At 63.1% G+C, this 17,834-nt stretch carries 15 protein-coding genes and 1 pseudogene; 9 read left to right on the top strand and 7 right to left on the bottom strand.

What is annotated here, in order from left to right:
* Nucleotides 1-109: 109 nt before the first annotated feature.
* The 6 genes from AC07FD_RS21755 (at nt 110) to AC07FD_RS21730 (ending at nt 6,897) form a co-directional block, all read left to right on the top strand.
* Nucleotides 110-1,498, top strand: a complete 1,389-nt coding sequence (locus AC07FD_RS21755; RefSeq protein WP_478351494.1) for an aldehyde dehydrogenase family protein — start codon at nt 110-112, stop codon at nt 1,496-1,498.
* A 17-nt stretch (nt 1,499-1,515) separates the two neighbouring features.
* Nucleotides 1,516-2,688 (top strand): iron-containing alcohol dehydrogenase, encoded by a 1,173-nt coding sequence (locus tag AC07FD_RS21750; RefSeq protein ID WP_477395283.1) that lies wholly within the window; start codon nt 1,516-1,518, stop codon nt 2,686-2,688.
* A gap of 241 nt (nt 2,689-2,929) precedes the next feature.
* The gene (locus tag AC07FD_RS21745) at nt 2,930-4,036 is read left to right on the top strand and encodes an ABC transporter substrate-binding protein (RefSeq protein WP_478351493.1); all 1,107 of its coding nucleotides are present in this window, start codon (nt 2,930-2,932) and stop codon (nt 4,034-4,036) included.
* 63 nt (nt 4,037-4,099) lie between these two features.
* Nucleotides 4,100-5,014 carry an ABC transporter permease gene (locus AC07FD_RS21740; protein ID WP_478351492.1) on the top strand — a complete coding sequence of 305 codons (915 nt, stop codon included), beginning with the start codon at nt 4,100-4,102 and terminating at the stop codon, nt 5,012-5,014.
* Nucleotides 5,011-5,802, top strand: coding sequence for an ABC transporter permease (locus AC07FD_RS21735; RefSeq protein ID WP_184876711.1), 792 nt, complete (start codon nt 5,011-5,013; stop codon nt 5,800-5,802). The genes AC07FD_RS21740 and AC07FD_RS21735 overlap by 4 nt, the downstream gene beginning before the upstream one ends.
* Nucleotides 5,803-5,832: 30 nt before the next feature.
* Nucleotides 5,833-6,897: an ABC transporter ATP-binding protein gene (locus AC07FD_RS21730; RefSeq protein ID WP_478351491.1), complete on the top strand. Its 1,065-nt coding sequence runs from the start codon at nt 5,833-5,835 to the stop codon at nt 6,895-6,897.
* A 39-nt stretch (nt 6,898-6,936) separates the two neighbouring features.
* Here the strand turns inward: AC07FD_RS21730 and AC07FD_RS21725 are convergent.
* A pseudogene (locus AC07FD_RS21725) lies at nt 6,937-7,564 on the bottom strand (glutathione S-transferase family protein).
* A 126-nt stretch (nt 7,565-7,690) separates the two neighbouring features.
* Here AC07FD_RS21725 and AC07FD_RS21720 point away from each other — a divergent pair.
* The 3 genes from AC07FD_RS21720 to AC07FD_RS21710 all read left to right on the top strand — a co-directional run bounded on the left by AC07FD_RS21720 (nt 7,691) and on the right by AC07FD_RS21710 (nt 11,098).
* The gene (locus tag AC07FD_RS21720) at nt 7,691-9,241 is read left to right on the top strand and encodes a cation:proton antiporter (RefSeq protein ID WP_478351490.1); all 1,551 of its coding nucleotides are present in this window, start codon (nt 7,691-7,693) and stop codon (nt 9,239-9,241) included.
* Between the two features lie 92 nt (nt 9,242-9,333).
* Nucleotides 9,334-10,245: an endonuclease/exonuclease/phosphatase family protein gene (locus tag AC07FD_RS21715; RefSeq protein WP_478351489.1), complete on the top strand. Its 912-nt coding sequence runs from the start codon at nt 9,334-9,336 to the stop codon at nt 10,243-10,245.
* Between the two features lie 7 nt (nt 10,246-10,252).
* On the top strand, nt 10,253-11,098 hold the full coding sequence (locus tag AC07FD_RS21710; RefSeq protein ID WP_478351488.1) for an EamA family transporter: 846 nt from the start codon (nt 10,253-10,255) through the stop codon (nt 11,096-11,098).
* A gap of 62 nt (nt 11,099-11,160) precedes the next feature.
* Here AC07FD_RS21710 and AC07FD_RS21705 read toward each other — a convergent pair whose 3' ends face one another.
* The 6 genes from AC07FD_RS21705 to AC07FD_RS21680 form a co-directional block, all read right to left on the bottom strand.
* Complete coding sequence (locus AC07FD_RS21705; protein ID WP_478351487.1) at nt 11,161-12,378, bottom strand: MFS transporter; 1,218 nt, start codon at nt 12,376-12,378, stop codon at nt 11,161-11,163.
* A 90-nt stretch (nt 12,379-12,468) separates the two neighbouring features.
* On the bottom strand, nt 12,469-12,786 hold the full coding sequence (locus tag AC07FD_RS21700) for a Dabb family protein (RefSeq protein ID WP_478351486.1): 318 nt from the start codon (nt 12,784-12,786) through the stop codon (nt 12,469-12,471).
* A 9-nt stretch (nt 12,787-12,795) separates the two neighbouring features.
* On the bottom strand, nt 12,796-14,424 hold the full coding sequence (locus AC07FD_RS21695; protein WP_478351485.1) for a GMC family oxidoreductase: 1,629 nt from the start codon (nt 14,422-14,424) through the stop codon (nt 12,796-12,798).
* A gap of 13 nt (nt 14,425-14,437) precedes the next feature.
* Complete coding sequence (locus AC07FD_RS21690; protein ID WP_478351484.1) at nt 14,438-15,199, bottom strand: 3-ketoacyl-ACP reductase; 762 nt, start codon at nt 15,197-15,199, stop codon at nt 14,438-14,440.
* On the bottom strand, nt 15,196-16,713 hold the full coding sequence (locus AC07FD_RS21685; RefSeq protein ID WP_478351483.1) for a GMC oxidoreductase: 1,518 nt from the start codon (nt 16,711-16,713) through the stop codon (nt 15,196-15,198). Before AC07FD_RS21685 ends, AC07FD_RS21690 begins: the two co-directional genes overlap by 4 nt.
* Nucleotides 16,714-16,716: 3 nt before the next feature.
* A complete protein-coding gene (locus AC07FD_RS21680; RefSeq protein ID WP_478351482.1) occupies nt 16,717-17,832 on the bottom strand; it encodes an ABC transporter ATP-binding protein in 1,116 nt (371 codons plus the stop codon).
* Between the last annotated feature and the right edge of the window lie 2 nt (nt 17,833-17,834).

Below are 17,834 nucleotides of genomic sequence, written 5' to 3'. Positions count from 1 at the left end.
GGAACACTTCCCTTCTCCCCGTGACCATACGAGGCGAAGGTGCCGGGCAGGCGGATGAGGGGTAGCGCCAAGCCATAAGATTTTATTGTAGAATGCGAGGACTTACAAAATGACCGAGACGGTCAAACTCAAATCCCCCATCGATGGCTCGATCTACGCCGAGCGGCCCGTGGCAACGGACCAGGCGATCAATGCCGCGGTTGAGCGCGCCAAGGCGGCGCAAGAGAAATGGGCCGAGACGCCGATCGTCGAGCGCGGCAAGTACATGCTGGCGATGCTGGAAGCGCTGGTCGCGATTACCGACGAGATCGTGCCGGAAATCGCCTGGCAGATGGGGCGCCCGGTGCGCTATGGCGGCGAGTTCGGTGGCGTCAAGGAACGCACCAACTACATGGTCGAGATCGCCGAGGCGGCGCTCAAGGCCGTGCCGGCTTCCAACCCGAAGGACGGCTTCCGTCGCTATGTGAAAAAGGACCCGCTTGGCGTGGTCATGGTGATCGCGCCGTGGAACTATCCCTATCTCACCGCGGTCAACACCATCGTGCCGGCGCTGATGGCCGGCAACGCCGTCATCCTCAAGCATGCGGCGCAGACGCTGCTGGTTGGTGAGCGCTTTCAACAGGCTTTCGACAGAGTTGGCCTGCCCAAGGGTGTGTTCCAGAATGTCGTGCTCAACCATGCGCAGACCGAGAAGCTGCTCGGTTCGGGCAAGATCGACCACGTCAACTTCACCGGTTCGGTCGGCGGTGGCCGCGCCATCGAAAAGGCGGCGGCGGGCACCTTCATGACGCTCGGCCTTGAGCTTGGCGGCAAGGATCCGGCCTATGTGTTGCCTGATGCCAAGATGGATCATGCGGTCGCCAATCTGGTCGACGGCGCCTTCTACAATTCCGGCCAGTGCTGCTGCGGCATCGAGCGCGTCTATGTGCACGAAAAGGTCTATGACGAGTTCGTCGAGGGCTTTATCGCCGAGACCAAGAACTATGTCGTCGGCAATCCGCTCGACCAGGCAACGACGATGGGGCCGATGGCGCAGGCGCGTTTCGCCGACCTGATCCGCGAGCAGAAGGCCGAGGCGCTGCGCAAGGGCGCGGTGGCGCACATCAACATGAAGGTGGCCACCGACAAGGCCGGCTCGCCCTATCTGGCGCCGGAAGTGCTGACGCAAGTAGACCATCAGATGAGCGTCATGCGCGAGGAGAGCTTTGGGCCGATCGTCGGCATCATGAAGGTGCGCAACGATGAAGAGGCGATCGCGCTGATGAACGACAGTCCTTACGGGCTGACCGCTTCGATCTGGACCCGCGATACAGAGCATGCCGTGGCGATCGGCAACCGCGTCGAGACCGGCACGGTATTCATGAATCGCTGCGACTACCTCGATCCGGCCCTGGTCTGGACTGGCGTCAAGGACACCGGCAAGGGTGCTGGCCTGTCGGCCATCGGCTATGACAATCTGACCAGGCCGAAGTCGTTCCATCTGCGCGAAGCCATCTGATTTTCGAAAGATAAAAAATGTCCAAACTCATCTCCAAATGGAACTACCCCACCACCGTCCGCTTCGGCGCCGGGCGCATCAAGGAACTGCCTGAGGTGCTGGCGGCCACCGGCATCAAGCGGCCGCTGTTCGTCACCGATCCGGGCCTGGCGAAACTGCCGGTCGTTGCGTCCACCTTGAAAATCCTCGACGATGCCAAGGTCCCCTACGGCGTCTTTTCCGAGGTGAGGCCGAACCCGGTGGAGTCCAATCTCACCGCCGGCATCGCGGTGTTCAAGAAAGGCAAACATGACGGCGTCATCGCCTTCGGCGGCGGCTCGGCGCTCGATCTCGGTAAGCTGATCGCCTTCCAGGCCGGCCAGACGCGTCCGGTGTGGGACTTCGAGGATGTCGACGACTGGTGGACGCGTGCCAATTCCGACGCGATCGCGCCGATCATCGCGGTGCCGACCACGGCCGGCACCGGATCGGAAGTCGGCCGCGCCGGCGTCATCACCAACGAGGCGACGCACACCAAGAAGGTCATCTTCCATCCCAAATTGCTGCCGGCCATCGTCATTGCCGATCCGGAACTGTCGGTCGGCATGCCCGGCTTCATCACCGCCGGCACCGGCATGGACGCGCTTGCCCACTGCCTCGAGGCCTATTGCGCGCCGGGTTACCATCCGATGGCCGACGGCATCGCCGTCGAAGGTGTCCGGCTGGTCTTCGAGAACCTGCCGAAGGCCTATGCCAACGGCAAGGATCTTGTTGCCCGAGCGCATATGATGAGCGCCGCCGCGATGGGCGCCACCGCCTTCCAGAAAGGGCTTGGCGCCATCCACTCGCTGTCGCATCCAGTCGGCGCGCTTTACGACACCCATCACGGCATGACCAATGCGGTGTTCATGCCCTATGTGCTGGCCTTCAACCGGGACTCCATCGAGGAACGCATCGGCCGGCTTGCCGCCTATTGTGGCATCAAGGGCGGCTTTGACGGTTTCGCCAAGGCGATCATCAAATTGCGCAAGGAACTCAAGGTGCCGCATGCGCTGCCGGGCCTGATCAAGGGGCTCGACATGGACAAGAAGCGCAAGGGGCTGATCGCCGACATGGCGGTGGTCGATCCGACCGCTGGCGGCAACCCGGTCAAGCTGACCAAGAAGGCGGCGCTGACTTTGCTCGAAAACGCTATCGCCGGCACGGTGTAAGACGGCTTTCTTGTTGAAAATTGATCTGGAAAATCAGGGCAAACCAAGGGGGAAAGGATGAAACACATGGCAGAAAGTAATTAGCCGGAAAATAAGTGATGGCTAATTGCTACAGCCGGTTAAAAAGAGTTAACTTTTCGCGCTGCGAGCAGCCGGTTTCACAAAGCTTTCATCTGGCTGTCACATGAAAACGATACCGGATCGCAGGCGTCCAACGGCGTCAGTTCAACGGAGAGAACACATGTTCAAATTCACGGGGAAAGTGCTTTCCCTTTCGGCCGCGACCCTGATGGTGTCGTCGGTGATTTCGTCCGCGGCTTCGATGGACGATCTCGTCAAGGCCGCCAAGGCCGAAGGCCAGCTCACCACCATCGCTTTGCCGCATGACTGGTGTGGCTACGGCGACGTCATCGCCGGCTTCAAGGCGAAGTATCCGGAAATCACCATCAACGAACTCAACCCCGATGCCGGCTCCGGCGACGAGGTCGAGGCGATCAAGGCCAACAAGGACAACAAGGGCCCGCAGGCGCCTGACGTCATCGACGTCGGCCTGTCCTTCGGCCCGTCGGCCAAGGCAGACGGCCTGATCCAGCCCTACAAGGTGTCGACCTGGGACTCGATCCCGGACAGCGCCAAGGATGCTGACGGCTACTGGACCGGGGACTACTACGGCGTGCTGTCCTTCCAGGTGAACAAGGACATCGTCAAGGAAGCTCCGGCTGACTGGGCCGATCTGCTGAAGCCGGAATTCGCCAACACCGTCGCACTCGCCGGCGATCCGCGCGCGTCGAACCAGGCCATCCAGGGCGTCTATGCTGCTGGCCTGTCGTCGGGCGCCGCTGCTGGTGAAGCCGCCGGCACCGCTGGCCTCGATTTCTTCAAGAAGCTCAACGCCGCCGGCAACTTTGTCCCCGTCATCGGTAAGGCCGCGACCCTCGCCCAGGGCCAGACTCCGATCCTGATCACCTGGGACTACAACGCGCTCGCCGGCCGTGACACGCTGAAGGGCAATCCGCCCGTCGACGTTGTCGTGCCGAAGACCGGCGTCGTCGCCGGTGTCTACGTGCAGGCGATCAGCGCTTACGCGCCGCATCCGAACGCTGCCAAACTGTGGCTGGAATACCTCTACTCCGACGAAGGCCAGGTCGGCTGGCTGAAGGGCTATTGCCACCCGATCCGCTTCAACGATCTCGCCAAGAACGGCAAGATCCCCGCAGACGTGCTGGCCAAGCTGCCGCCCGCCGAATCCTATGCCGCGGCGGTGTTCCCGACGCTCGACGAGCAGGCCAAGTCCAAGGAAGCCATCACCAAGAACTGGGATGCCGTCGTCGGCGCCAACGTCAAGTAATCCACACCATGCCGGGCGGCCTCGAGGCCGCCCGGTCCTTTTCTCGAAGACGGTAGCCGGCGCATGACCGATATCCCAATGTCAGACCACGCTGTTGCCGGGAAGACCGCGCCTCCGGCCGAGGCACGCAGCATGAGGCTGCCGACGCAGTGGCTCGGCGTTGCCCCCTTCTTCATCTTCGCCATCATGTTCCTGATCCTGCCCACGCTCTATCTGATGCTGGGCGCTTTCCAGAATGATGCGGGCGAGTTCACCTTCGAAAATATCGCAGCACTGGCGCAGCCGTCGATCGTTGCCGCCTACTGGATCTCGATCAAGGTCAGCCTTGCCTCATCGTTGATTGGTGCCTTCGCCGGTCTCGCCATCGCCATCGCCATCGTGCGCGGCGGTCTGCCGGGATGGATACGCTCCGCGACGTTGACCTTCTCCGGTGTCGCTTCCAATTTCGCCGGTGTGCCGCTGGCCTTCGCCTTTATCGCCACGCTCGGCCGGCTTGGCCTTGCCACGGTGATCCTGAACACCTTTTTCGGCCTCAACATTTACGCTCACGGCTTCAACATCCTGTCTTTCTGGGGGCTGACGCTGACCTATGTCTACTTCCAGATCCCGCTGATGGTGGTGATCATCGTGCCGGCCATCGACGGCTTAAAGAAGGAGTGGGGCGAGGCCGCCGCGACACTCGGTGCAACCATGGCGCAGTACTGGCGCATGGTGGTCATCCCGGTGATCTGGCCAAGTTTCCTTGGCACGGTCATCCTGCTGTTCGCCAACGCCTTCGGCGCCATCGCCACCGCCTATGCGCTGACAGGCTCGTCGCTCAACATCGTGCCGATCCTGCTCTACGCGCAGATTCGCGGCGACGTGCTGCACAATGCCCATCTTGGCTACGCGATCGCCTTCGGCATGATCTTCATCACCGGCCTAGCCAATGTCTTCTATATCTGGTTCCGGACCCGTTCCGAGAGGTGGCTCAAATGAAGTCGGGAAAGTTCTGGGCCTGGGTCGTCTTCGCGCTGGGCGCGGCCTATTTCTTCATCCCTCTGATCGCGACGGTGGAGTTTTCCATGCGCATGCGGCGTGGCGCGTACTCCTTTGACGCCTACAAGGTGGTGTTGGGCGATCCTCGCTTCCAGGCGACCTTCGGCTATTCGGTGCTTGCCGCCGTCTTCACCATCATCCTCGGCGTGCTGATCGTGGTGCCGGCCGCCTACTGGATCCGGCTGCGCCTGCCGCAGCTGCGGCCGCTCGTCGAGTTCATCACGCTGTTGCCGCTGGTCATTCCGGCCATCGTCATCGTGTTCGGCTATATCAGGATGTACGGATCGAACTCGCCGCTGCCGTTCCTGGCCAGCGACACCGGTACGAACGCCCTGCTGGTGATCGGTTATGCCACGCTGTCGCTGCCCTATATGTACCGTGCGGTCGACACCGGGCTCAGAACCATCGATGTGCGAACGCTGACGGAGGCGGCGCAGATCCTTGGCGCCGGCTGGTCGACGATCATCACGCGCGTTATCCTGCCCAATGTGCTGATCGCTGTGTTGTCGGGCGCGTTCCTGACCTTCGCGATCGTTATTGGCGAGTTCACCATGGCCAGCCTGCTCAACCGGCCCGCTTTCGGCCCGTATCTACAGAACATCGGCGCCAACCGCGCCTATGAGCCGGCAGCCCTTGCCATCATCGCCTTTGCCATCACCTGGGGCTGCATGTCGCTGATCCAGATCCTGTCCCGCTTCGCGCCGAGATCGGCGAACCGCCCCAATTGATCGAAAAGTACTGATCGAAAGAACAACACCATGGCCGACCCGTTCCTCTCCATCCAGCACGTGCGAAAATCCTTCGGTGCCACCACGGTGGTGGAGGATTTCAATCTCGACGTCGAGCGTGGCGAATTCGTCTCGTTCCTCGGCCCGTCCGGCTGCGGCAAGACCACCGTGCTGCGCATGGTTGCGGGCTTCGAGGAACCGTCAGCCGGCAAAATCGTCGTCGGTGGCAAGGACATTACCAGGCTGAAGCCCAACCAGCGCAATGTCGGCATGGTGTTCCAGGCCTACGCACTGTTCCCGAACCTGACCGTGGCGCAGAACATAGGCTTCGGCCTGAAGGTTGCCGGTATGCCCAGGGCGGACATCGATGCGCGTGTCGCCGAGATGCTCGGCATCATCAAACTGCCGCAGATGGCGGATCGCTATCCCTACCAGCTCTCGGGCGGCCAGCAGCAGCGCATAGCGCTGGCCCGTGCCATCGCGCCGAAGCCGAAGCTGCTGCTGCTCGACGAACCGCTGTCGGCGCTCGACGCCAAGGTGCGCGTGTCGCTGCGCGAGGAAATCCGCTCGATCCAGAAGAAGCTCGGCATCACCACCATTTTCGTCACCCATGACCAGGAAGAGGCGCTGTCGATCTCGGACCGCATTGCTGTCATGTATGGCGGCAAGGCCGAGCAGGTCGGCACGCCGTTCGAGATCTACAACCGGCCGGCAACCAAGTTCGTCGCCAATTTCGTCGGTACGCTGAACGTGCTCGAAGGCAAGGTCACCGATGCTGCATCCGGCAAAGTGCAGGTCGACACCCAGGAAGTCTCGCTCAAGGGCAAGCTCAACGGCTCGAAGTCCGGCGACACGCTGTCGCTTGCCCTGCGTCCGGAAGCGATTTCGCTGGGCCTTCAGCCCGGTCGGGACTCCAGCCTTTCCGGCGAGATCTCCGAAGTGCATTTCCTCGGCTCGGTGATCCGGGTTCGCGTCGGCATCGGCGGCAACACCGTGTCGCTCGATACGTTCAACAGCCCGGCCACACCACCGCCCGCTGTCGGCGAAAAGGCCGAGATTTCGTTCTCGTCGAGCGATATGCTGGTGCTGCACTAGGCGGTAGAGCAGACGGGGCAGAGGAAGAACCAAGCCCCCTCAGGCCGGCGCTATGAATGGCTGCATGACTGTCTGAAAGACCGGCAGCGCTTCCATTTTTGCGGCATGTGCGTCCAGCGCCGGGAAGTCGGCCAGCGACACAAGCCCCGGATGCGCCTCGCCGATGAAGCGGAGCACGGCGGCAACCGCGATGTCGACATGGCCCGATGCGGTCGCCGAACCAATAAGGTGTCGACCTTCCCTGACGATCGGTTTCCAGGACTGCAAGGACAGCCTCGATCTGTGTGCGGCAGCGCCCGGCCCAAAGGTCGGAAACCTTCTCATGCAGCCGCGTCTCATAGAACAGGCTGACCGCATTGTCGCCGAGGCCGGTTGCCAGGGCTGTTATCCGCAGCGCCTGGTGACGCGCGGGTTCGGCCGTCGGAAACATCCTCCGCTCGGCCGGAACGAGGCTGTCGAGATAGTCGAGCATCAAATGGTTTTCGATCAGCACCTCGCCATTGTCCAGCACCAGGGTTGGCACTCGCGTCAGTGGGTTGTAGGGCCGGATCTTGTCGGCATCGCCGAAGGCCGACCATGGACGGTGCTCGTAGGCGATGCCGTACAAGGTCATCGCAATGCCGACGCGGCGAACGAAGGGGGAGTCAAATTGGCCGATGAGGATCATGGTCGGACTCTTACGCTGCAAGTGACTGCAGGACATGCTGCCACGGGGCTTGTGCGCAATGGCCAATCAACAGCATGTTGCTGGCTTGCCACTGCCGACATTGCAGCATCAAGGGGATAACAGGCCATGGCTCTTTTCGAACTGACGCTTGTCCTGCTTTTGACTGCCGTTGCGCTGACGGCGCTGTCGCGGCAGCTGGAGATTCCCTATCCGTCCCTGCTGGCCTTGGCCGGGGTCGGGATTGCCTTCGTGCCTGGTGCGCCAATGATAGAGATCGATCCGGAACTGGCCCTTGCCCTGTTCATTGCGCCGGTGCTTCTGGATGCCGCCTACGACACGTCGTTGCGCGACCTGAAGCGATATCGGCTTTCGCTCGTGCTGCTGGCGCTCGGCGCCGTCGTCTTCACCACGGTGGTCGTTGCTTTCGTCGGCTGGAAGATGGCCGGGCTGCCGATCGCTGCGGCAATCGCGCTCGGCGCCATCGTCGCGCCACCCGATGCGGTCGCGGCGAGCGCCGTACTCGGGCAGTTCAAGGTGCCGCACCGCATCACCGCCATCCTGCAGGGCGAGAGCCTGCTCAACGATGCCTCCGCACTCCTGATCTACCGCCTGGCGGTTTCTGCAGCGCTCGGCTCGATCATGCTGAGCAACGCCATTCCGACGATTCTACTGTCGACGATAGGCAGCCTCGTCGCGGGTTATCTGCTCGGCCGCTTTTCGCTGCTGACGCTCAGCCGGATCGAGGATGCGGCAAGCAGCACAGTGGTGCAATTCGCCGGGACATTCGGAGTCTGGATCTTGGCCGACAGGCTGGGCCTGTCCGCCATCATCACCATCGTCGTCTACGCCATGACCATTGCGCGGACGGCGCCGCGCCGCATGTCGGCCAGGCGGCGCGTCAGCACCTATTCGGTGTGGGAATCGGCGGTCTTCGTGCTCAACGTGCTGGCCTTTGTGCTGATGGGCCTGCAGGCACGATCGATCGTTGGCCGCCTCTCCGGCGAAGGGCAAGGCGAGGCCTTTCTCTTCGCTGCAACGGTGCTGGCCGTCGTCATCGTGGCACGCCTCGTCTGGGTGGGGAGTTACGTTGCGATCATCCGATGGTTGGCCCGCTTCGGAAGCGAAGGCCAAAGGCGAGATGTGCCGACGTTTGGCGGCGCGGTGCTCGTCGGTTGGTGTGGCATGCGGGGGCTAGTGACGCTGGTGGTGGCCATTGCGCTGCCGGCGGGTTTTCCCGGCCGCGATCCGATCGTGCTTGCCGCCTTCGCGGTCGTTCTCGGCACGCTGGTGCTGCAAGGCATGACCCTGAAGCCGCTGCTGCGGATACTCAACTTCGACCCGGACAGAACGGTCGACAACGAGGTGGCGCAGGCGCGGGTGGCCATCATGCAGGCCGCCCTTGACGTGTTGAGCCGCAAGACATCGGCCGCTGCTGCTGTTGTGCGCGAGCAGTATGAGGCTCAGCGCCTGATCGCTCAAAACCCGGAGGACGCACAGGCGGCAACCGAATATGACCGGCTGCGCCTCTATGCCATCAACCGCCAGCGCGACACGCTCGAGGAACTGCGCCGCAACGGCACAATCGGTGACGAGGCCTATCACCGGCTTGAAGAGGAAATCGACTGGTCGGAACTGGCGGCATCGCCAGCTGGAAGTTTCCAGCCGCTGACGACGTGAGATATCTGGCCCAAGCCGCTGCCATTTCCCTGCACATTGCAACCAATCTGCCGAACCGCTACTGCCATCATCGAAATTGAGCCGGATAAGCAATGAAGCTGGTCAGCTACAACATCCAGTACGGGTTCGGCAGCGACGGCCGCTACGATCTTTCGCGCGCCGCGCGCATCGTCGCCGGCGCCGACATCATCGCGCTGCAGGAAGTCGAGCGGCACTGGCAGCGCAGCAATGACGACGACCAGCCGGAGCTTATTTCCCATCTGCTGCCGGGCTATCACTGGGTCTATGGTCCGGCCTTCGACATGGACGCCAGCGAGCAGCGCGACGGCCGTCTGATCAACCGACGCCGGCAGTTCGGTACGATGGTGCTGTCGAAGTTGCCGATCGTCTGGTCGCGGCTGCATGCGCTGCCAATGCGCCGCACACTGCGGCCGCTCAACACGCGCAACGCGGCGCTTGAATGCATGATCCGAGCGCCGGCCGGGCCGGTTCGGGTGTTTTCGTTGCATCTCGCCCATATCGCGGCGGAGGAGCGGCTGGAGCAGATCGATTACCTCTTGGGCGAACATCGCCGTGCGACCCGCGAGGGCGGACCGTGGAGCGGCGTCGATGACGAGCCGTCGCGCAACTGGAGCAATGGCGAGCCGGAGCCGGAAAATCCGTTGGAAGCGATCTGGATGGGCGATTTCAACATGGAGCCGGGCAGCGCCGAATATAGCCGCATCGTCGGCAGCACGCCCTATCATCGCGGCGCCGCCTACCTCGATGGCTTCGTCGATGCCGCCGCCGTTGCCAGCCAGCCGACGGCGGATTTCCACACCCATGTGAAGACCATCGACGGTAAACCGGCCAAACGCCGGCTTGACCATTGCTTTGTCGGCGGCATGTTTGCCGGGCGCGTCCGCTCGGTCGGCGCCGATGTCGGCGAGGTCGCATCGGACCATTTCCCGCTGCGGGTCGACATCGACCTCGAAACGCCGCTCGCCGTGCTGCGCGGCGGATGAGCCGGCAATGACGCCCTTCGTCTTCTTCGCGGTGCTTGCCGCCGCCGCCATGCACGCGATCTGGAACGCGCTGGTCAAGGTCCATCTCGACCGCTTCCTGTCGATCACGCTGATGACGCTCGGCATGGGAGCCGCCGCCCTTGTCGTGCTGCCTTTCGTCGAAGTGCCGAAGGCTCAGGTGTGGCCCTACATCGTCGCCTCGGTGATCTTCCACATGGGCTACCGGACCTTCCTGATCGGCGCCTACCAGGCCGGCGATTTCGCCCAGACGTATCCGCTGGCACGTGGCACAGCACCTTTGCTGGCAGCCCTTGGCGGTATGTTCGTGGTCGCCGAGGTGCCGGCGCCGCTTGCCATTCTAGGCATTTTTCTGCTGTCAGCCGGCACGCTGGTGATGTCGTTTCGCGGCGGTGCGCATCTGGAAAAGCTGAACCTGCGCGCGGTCGGCTTTGCGCTGGGCACCTCGATCTTCATCGCCAGCTACACGCTGTCCGACGGCATCGGCGCGCGGCTGGCGGCTACGGCGCAAAGCTATGCCGCCTGGCTGTTCATCTGCGATGCCCTCGGAGCGCTGGTGCTGTGCCTTATCTTCCGGGGACCGAAAGCGCTGCCGGTGCTGGCGCGCGACTGGAAGGTGGGCCTGTTCACCGGCGTGCTCAGCGGTGCGGCCTACTGGATCGTGATGTGGGCAATGACCAAGGCGCCGATCGCATCGGTGGCGTCGCTGCGCGAGACCTCGATCCTGTTCGCCATGCTGATCTCGGTCTTTGCTCTCGGCGAGAAGATGACCAGCTGGCGCGCTGCCGCCGCGCTCAGCATCGTCGCCGGCGTCGTCGCGCTCCGACTGGGCTGAGCTTGATCCCGAAAAGTTGCGGACTTTTCGGAAAAGAATCATGCGAAAAAACACCTAGTCTTTCAGCCCAGCACGGTCATCACCTGGCCGCGTCGCTCCGGACTGAAGCGGATGACGACGATGATGCAGACGGCAACCACGCCGGCAAAAAGCGCCAGCGCATAGCCGTAGCTGCCTCCAGGGGCTTCAGCGATGCCTGCCTGGTAAGGGCCGCCATAGGACGCCGCGAGATTGCCGGCCTGATAGATGAAGCCGGGCAAGGTCGCACGCACGGACCCCGGCGAAAGCTCGTTGAGGTGCACCGGGATGACGCCCCAGGCGCCCTGGACCGCGACCTGCATGACGAAGGCGCCAATGGCGAGCATGAAAGGCGTGGAGCTGTAGGCCCACAGCGGAATCGACGGCAAGGCAATCAGGCACGCCAAGGTGATGGCGTTGACGCGGCCGATCTTCTCGGACAGCGCGCCGAACGCCAGGCCGCCAACGATGGCGCCGATGTTGGCAACGATGGTGATCCAGCTCACCGTATGCGGATCGAAGCCGTGCTGCTTCTTCAGGAAGGTCGGGTAGAGGTCCTGCGTGCCATGGCTGAAGAAGTTGAAGAACATCATCAGCACGACGGCATAGAGGGCGACGCCCCAGTGCTTTTGCAGCGTTTCCAACAGTCCCGGCCTGGCGGTCTTCTGCGCGTCGACGAAGGCCGGCGATTCCGGCACGTGAGAGCGGATGAACAGCACGATCAATGCCGGCACGAAGCTGAGCAGGAACATGGCGCGCCAGCCGATCGTGTAGCCGCCGATCGTCTGCTGATAGAGCAGGCCATAGACCACTGCCGCCAAGAGGTAGCCCGTCGGATAGCCGCATTGCAGGATGCCCGAGACCATGCCGCGCGCGCTGGGCGGGATAGACTCCATGGCGAGCGAACTGCCAAGTCCCCATTCGCCGCCCATGGCAATGCCGAACAGGGCGCGCAGTGCCAGGAAGATGCCGAGATTGGGCGAGAAGGCGGCCAGCGCGCCAATCACCGAATAGCTGACGATGTTGAGCATGAGGACGGGCTTGCGCCCGTATTTGTCGGCAAGCATGCCGAAGAAAAACGCGCCGATGAAGCGTGTCGCCAAAGTCAGGAACAGCGCCTTCGAGACGGCCGGGACGTCGGTCTGGAATTCAGTCGCAATATCCGTGAGCAGGAATGTCAGGAGGAAGAAATCGAAAGCGTCGAGCGTCCAGCCCAGAAATGAAGCCAGGACGGTTTTTTTCTGTTGGGAATTGAGGTTCAAGACCTTCCTCCTTTGCCGTCCCCGGGCAACGATATGTCGCCCGGTCGGCAAAAGAGAACAGCCGTCAGCCGGCTTTCGAAAAACCGGCGGTCACTTTTTCGTAAGATCGAGATCGAAGACCATCAATCTGTCGGTGCCGCCTTCGAGAGCGGCGACCAGTCGGGCGCCGGCGCGCTGATGCGCCTCATGCACCAGATAGGCGTCGCGGGCGGCGGCATCGCGGAAATCGATGGTGAAGCCATGCGTGAAGCCGCGGCCGAACGGCTCGGGGCTGACATTGGCGCTGAATTGGACCGCTTCCATGCCCTCCACCACCTGTCGCAGCGCTTCGAGATCGGCATGGATTGCCATGCGCTCGGCGGCGGGAACATCGTTGCGAAACTTGGCGAAGACACAGTGCCTGATCATTTTTTGCTCCTAAGCCGCCCGGTTTCCGGAAAACACGGCCGGCGGCAGCGGATCGCGGTCGAGGATCAGATCGGCACCCTTTTCGCCGACCATGATGGTCGGCGCATTGGTGTTGGAGGAGGGCACGCGCGGCATCACCGAGGCGTCGCAGACCCGCAGGCCATCGATGCCGCGCAGCCGTAGATCGGGTGTCACCACGGCCATGTCATCATGGCCCATGCGGCAGGTGCCGACCGGATGATGGTCGGTCTTGGAACTGCGGCAGGCATAGTCGAACAGCTCGTCGTCGCTAGCGAGCGACGGGCCGGGCAGCACCTCGCGCAACACGTAGGGCGCAAGCGCCTTCTGCCGCATGATCTCGCGCGCCAGCCGCAGCCCCTTGATCGACATGGCGTGGTCGTAGGGGTCGGACCAGTAGTTCGGATCGATCAGCGGATGGTCGGCTGGGTCGGCGCTCTTCAGCCGCACCGTGCCGCGCGAGCGCGGCCGCAGGAAGGCGGAATTCAGGGTGACGCCCGGGTTGTTCAGCTTCTCGACGCCGGCTTCGATGCCGGAGCCCAAGCCGAGGTGGAACTGGATGTCGGGCGAGGCGGCGGTTGGGTCGGCGTACCAGAAGCCTCCGGTCTCGAACAGGCTGGAGGCCACCGGTCCCTTCTTCAGCAGCAGATATTGCAGGCCGGCCCAGGCCGTACGGTGCAGCTTGGCGTAATTGTCATAGGTGTGGTCGCCGGTACATTCCGCGATGACGAACAGGTCGAGATGGTCCTGCATGTTGGAGCCGACGCCGGGCAGGTCATGCACCGGCGTGACGCCGACAGATTTGAGATGGTCGGCCGGGCCGATGCCGGACTGCATTAAGAGCTTCGGCGAGCCGATGGCGCCGGACGAGACGATCACCTCGCGGTCGGCGCGCAGGATTTTCTTCTCGCCGCCCGGCCTGTCGACGATTTCGACGCCGATGGCGCGGCCTTTCTCGACGACGATGCGAGTCACCAGCACATCCGTCCTGACGGTGAGGTTCTTGCGAGCGCGGATCGGCTTCAAATAGGCGACCGAAGCGGAGGAACGCCTCGCATCCTTCTGGGTCAGCTGATAGTAGCCGACGCCCTCCTGGCTGGCGCCGTTGAAATCCGGGTTGAAGGGAATGCCCATCTCCTGGCCGGCGCGGAAATAGGCCTCGCAGATCGGCAGTGGCGAAATCGGGTTCGACACGCCGAGCGGGCCCTGGTCGCCATGAAAGTCGTTGGCGTAGCGCTGGTTGTTTTCGGCTCGCTTGAAATAGGGCAGCACATCGCGATAGCCCCAGCCGGTGAGACCTTCTTCCTTCTCCCAGGCGTCATAGTCGCGGGCATTGCCGCGCGTGTAGATCTGGGCGTTGATGGAAGAACCGCCGCCGACAACCTTGGCCTGCGTGTACCAGAAGACGCGGTCCTTCATGTGCTTTTGCGGAACGGTCGACCAGCCCCACGAAGCAATGCCCTTGGTCATCTTGGCAAAGCCCGCCGGCATGTGGATGTAGGGATGCCAGTCCTTGCCGCCGGCCTCCAGCAGCAGCACCTGATGCGTCGGATCCTCGCTCAACCGGTTGGCCAGAACACAGCCGGCCGGGCCGGCGCCCACGATGATGTAGTCGGTCATGACACTATCCACCTTACAGCCGCGGCACGGAGAGCGCGCCGTCGACATTGATGATCGAGCCGGTCGAAAAGCCGAGCTTGCCGCCGGCAAGCGCCGCCACCACGGCGCCGACGTCCGATGCTTCGCCCCAGCGCTTTGCCGGCACCAGCCCACCGTCGATCAAGGCGCCGTATTTGGCGGTGACGCCCGATGTCATGTCGGTGCGGATGATGCCGGGCCGCACCTCGAACACAGCGATGTCTTCGGTGGCAAGCCTGAGCGCCAGGGTCTTCACCCACATCGACAGGCCGGCTTTCGAGATGCAGTAGTCCGGCCGTTCCGGCGACGCCATTTCGGCGCTGACCGAGGTGATGGTGATGATCGATTTCGGGTGATCGCCCGGTGCGGCCAGCATTGATTTGGCGACGGCCTGGCTGAGAAACACGGTGCCGCGCAGATTGATTCCGAGCGCCTTGTCGAAATTCTCCGGCTTCAGCTCCAGGAGGTCGCCGCGCACCACGGCGCCGACACCGGCATTGTTGACCAGGCAGTCGATGCGGCCGAAGGCGCGCATCGCGGCATCGACCAGTGCCGCATGGCCGCCGAGATCGGCGATGTCGCAGCTGACATAGGCGAACTTCGCGCCGTGCGTGGTGATGTCCTCGGCTAACCCGTCAGCGGGTTTTTCGGCAAGGTCGGCGACGAGGATGTCGAAGCCGGCATCGGCAAGCGCCTGCGCGCAGGCAAGGCCGATGCCGCGCGCGCCGCCGGTGACGATGGCCGCCGGGCGGCTCATTGGGAAAGCTCGCTCTTGCGGATATGGTCGGCGACACGCAGCGCTTGCGCGGCGATCGACAGCGCCGGATTGACGGCGGCCGAATTCGGCAGGAAGCCGCCATCGACAACGAACAGATTCTGATGATCGAAGGACCGGCAGAACGGGTCGAGCGGCGCGGTGGCCGGATCGTCGCCCATCTTGACGGTGCCGCACTGGTGCGACGGGGTGCGCTTGTCAAAGGGGCGCGACAGCACGATCGGATAGCCGCAGGCGCGGAAGTTTTCGCGCATCACCTTGGTCAAGCCGTCGAGCGACTGCATGTTGGAGCGGCGCCATTGCATGACGATGTCCTTGCCGTCGACCATGATGCGGCTTTCGGGATCAGGCAGGTCCTCGCACATCAAGTACCAATCGACAGCATGGCCAGCCATGAAATCGAGTGCGAATTTGGGCGCGAACTTCACATTGGCGCTGAGGATGTTGCCGTCGATCTTGCCGAGCAGCTGGACGTTGCCGAGCGGCTTGCCGCCCTTGCCGTCGGAGAGATAATAATCGTTCAGCATCAGCGTCTTCTGGTAGACGGCATCGTTGCGGCGGCGCGGATCGATCGCCAGCATGGCGCTGGAATTGTGGTTCATGAAATTGCGGCCGACCTGGTCGGAGCGATTGGCGAGGCCCTTGCCACCTCCCTTGCCGGTGGCGGGTGACGGCGAACGCAGCAGGATGACGGCGGAATTGACCGCGCCGGCGGAGAGGATGACCAGCTTCGGCGTCAGCTTTTTCAACGCGCCATTCTGGCGGTAGTGAACAGCGACGATGGTTTTGCCGTCGGCCGAGGGTTCGAGATATTCGACGTAAGCGCCGGTCTCGATCTTTATGCTCGGGTCGGTCAAGGCTGCCGTCAGCGGTCCTGTTTGCGCGTCGACCTTGCCTTGCCCGGTGTTCGGGAAAGCATCCCAGCCGGTCTTGCCATCCTTCAGCCAGGTGTCGATGTCGACGCCGAGCGGCAGCGAAGCCGGATGCAGGCCGAGTCCCCTAAGCTCGGCACGGGCGCGCGCGATCGGCGCCTCATCGGGCACCGGCTTGAAGGCGTAAGGGATCGAGTGGAACGGCTCGGTCGGGTCCTCGCCCAGCGTGCCGCGCACCCGAAACAGCTGCTCGGCCTTCGAATACCAGGGCTCGAATTCTTCGTAGGAAAACGGCCAGGCCGGCGAGACGCCGCCGAAATGCTCCATGGCCAAAAAATCTTCCCTGCGATAGCGGATCAGCACCGCGCCGTAGAATTTCGAATTGCCGCCGACATAATAGTAATTGCCGGGATTGAAGGCCGCACCGCCGGCTTCGCGCCACATCTCCTTCGGCCGATAGTGGCCGTCGATGAAGATCGAGCGGGTGTCGCGCGCATGCGGCGTTGCCGGCAACGGCTCGCCGCGTTCCAGCATCAGGATCGAAGCGCCGCTGCCGGCCAGACCGGAGGCGATCGTGGCGCCGCCGATGCCGGAGCCGATGATGACGATGTCCGGGCTGGCCATGGTCTAACGAATGCGGTTTTCGGTCGCCGGATCGAAGAACACTGCCTTGGTCAGGTTGAAGGCGAGTGGCGTGCTGGTGCCCGGCTGGATGTTGGCATCGGCGCGCAGCCGCGCCACCACGCCCTTGCCGCCGAGATTGGTGACGGCGAAGGTGTCGGAGCCGGCCGGTTCAACGACCTCGATGTGGCAGTCGGCGGTGGCGATGTTCGAGGCGTTGCGCTCGGCGCCTTCCGGATCGGTCAGGGCTTCGGGGCGAACACCGAAGATGATCGGCTTGCCCTGGAATGCCGACAGGCCGGCTGGTGCATTGGCCATCGGCAGCGAGATCGGCTCGCGCGCCTCGCGCTGCAGCACGACTGATAGCGCGTTGCCTTTGGTGCCGATCGTCGCCGGGATCAGGTTCATCGCCGGCGAACCCATGAAGTCGGCAACGAAGAGATTGGTCGGGTTGTTGTAGATCTCGGCCGGGGTGCCGAACTGCTGTACTTCGCCGTCGCGCATGACAGCGATCTTGGTCGCCAGCGTCATCGCCTCGATCTGGTCGTGAGTGACGTAGACGATGGTGGTGCCGGTGGTGGCATGCAGGCGCTTGATCTCGATGCGCATGTCGACGCGCAGCTTGGCGTCGAGATTGGACAGCGGCTCGTCGAACAGGAACAGTTTCGGGTCGCGCACCAGTGCCCGGCCCATGGCGACGCGCTGGCGCTGGCCGCCGGACAATTGGCTTGGCTTGCGCTGCAGCAGATGGCCGATCTGCAGCACCTTGGCCACTTTGTCGATCGCCTTCTGGCGCTCTGCCGCCGATACGCCGCGCATCTCCATGCCGAAGGCGATGTTCCCGGCCACCGTCATGTTCGGATAGAGCGCATAGCTCTGGAACACCATGGCGATGTCGCGCTTCGACGGGTGCAGATCGTTGATGGTGCGACCGTCGACACGGATTTCACCCGAGGTGATCGTCTCCAGTCCGGCGATGGTGTTCAGAAGCGTGGACTTGCCGCAGCCGGACGGCCCGACGAGCACCAGGAAGCCGCCTTTCTCGAGTTCGACATCGATCCCCTTGAGGATCTCGACCTGGCCGAAGCGCTTTTTCAGACCATCAATTTCCAGAAAAGCCATCA

It is taken from the genome of Mesorhizobium waitakense (genome assembly GCF_056431085.1).
The sequence above is the reverse complement of the archived record's forward strand: the minus strand, read 5'-3'. Positions and strand labels throughout refer to the sequence as shown.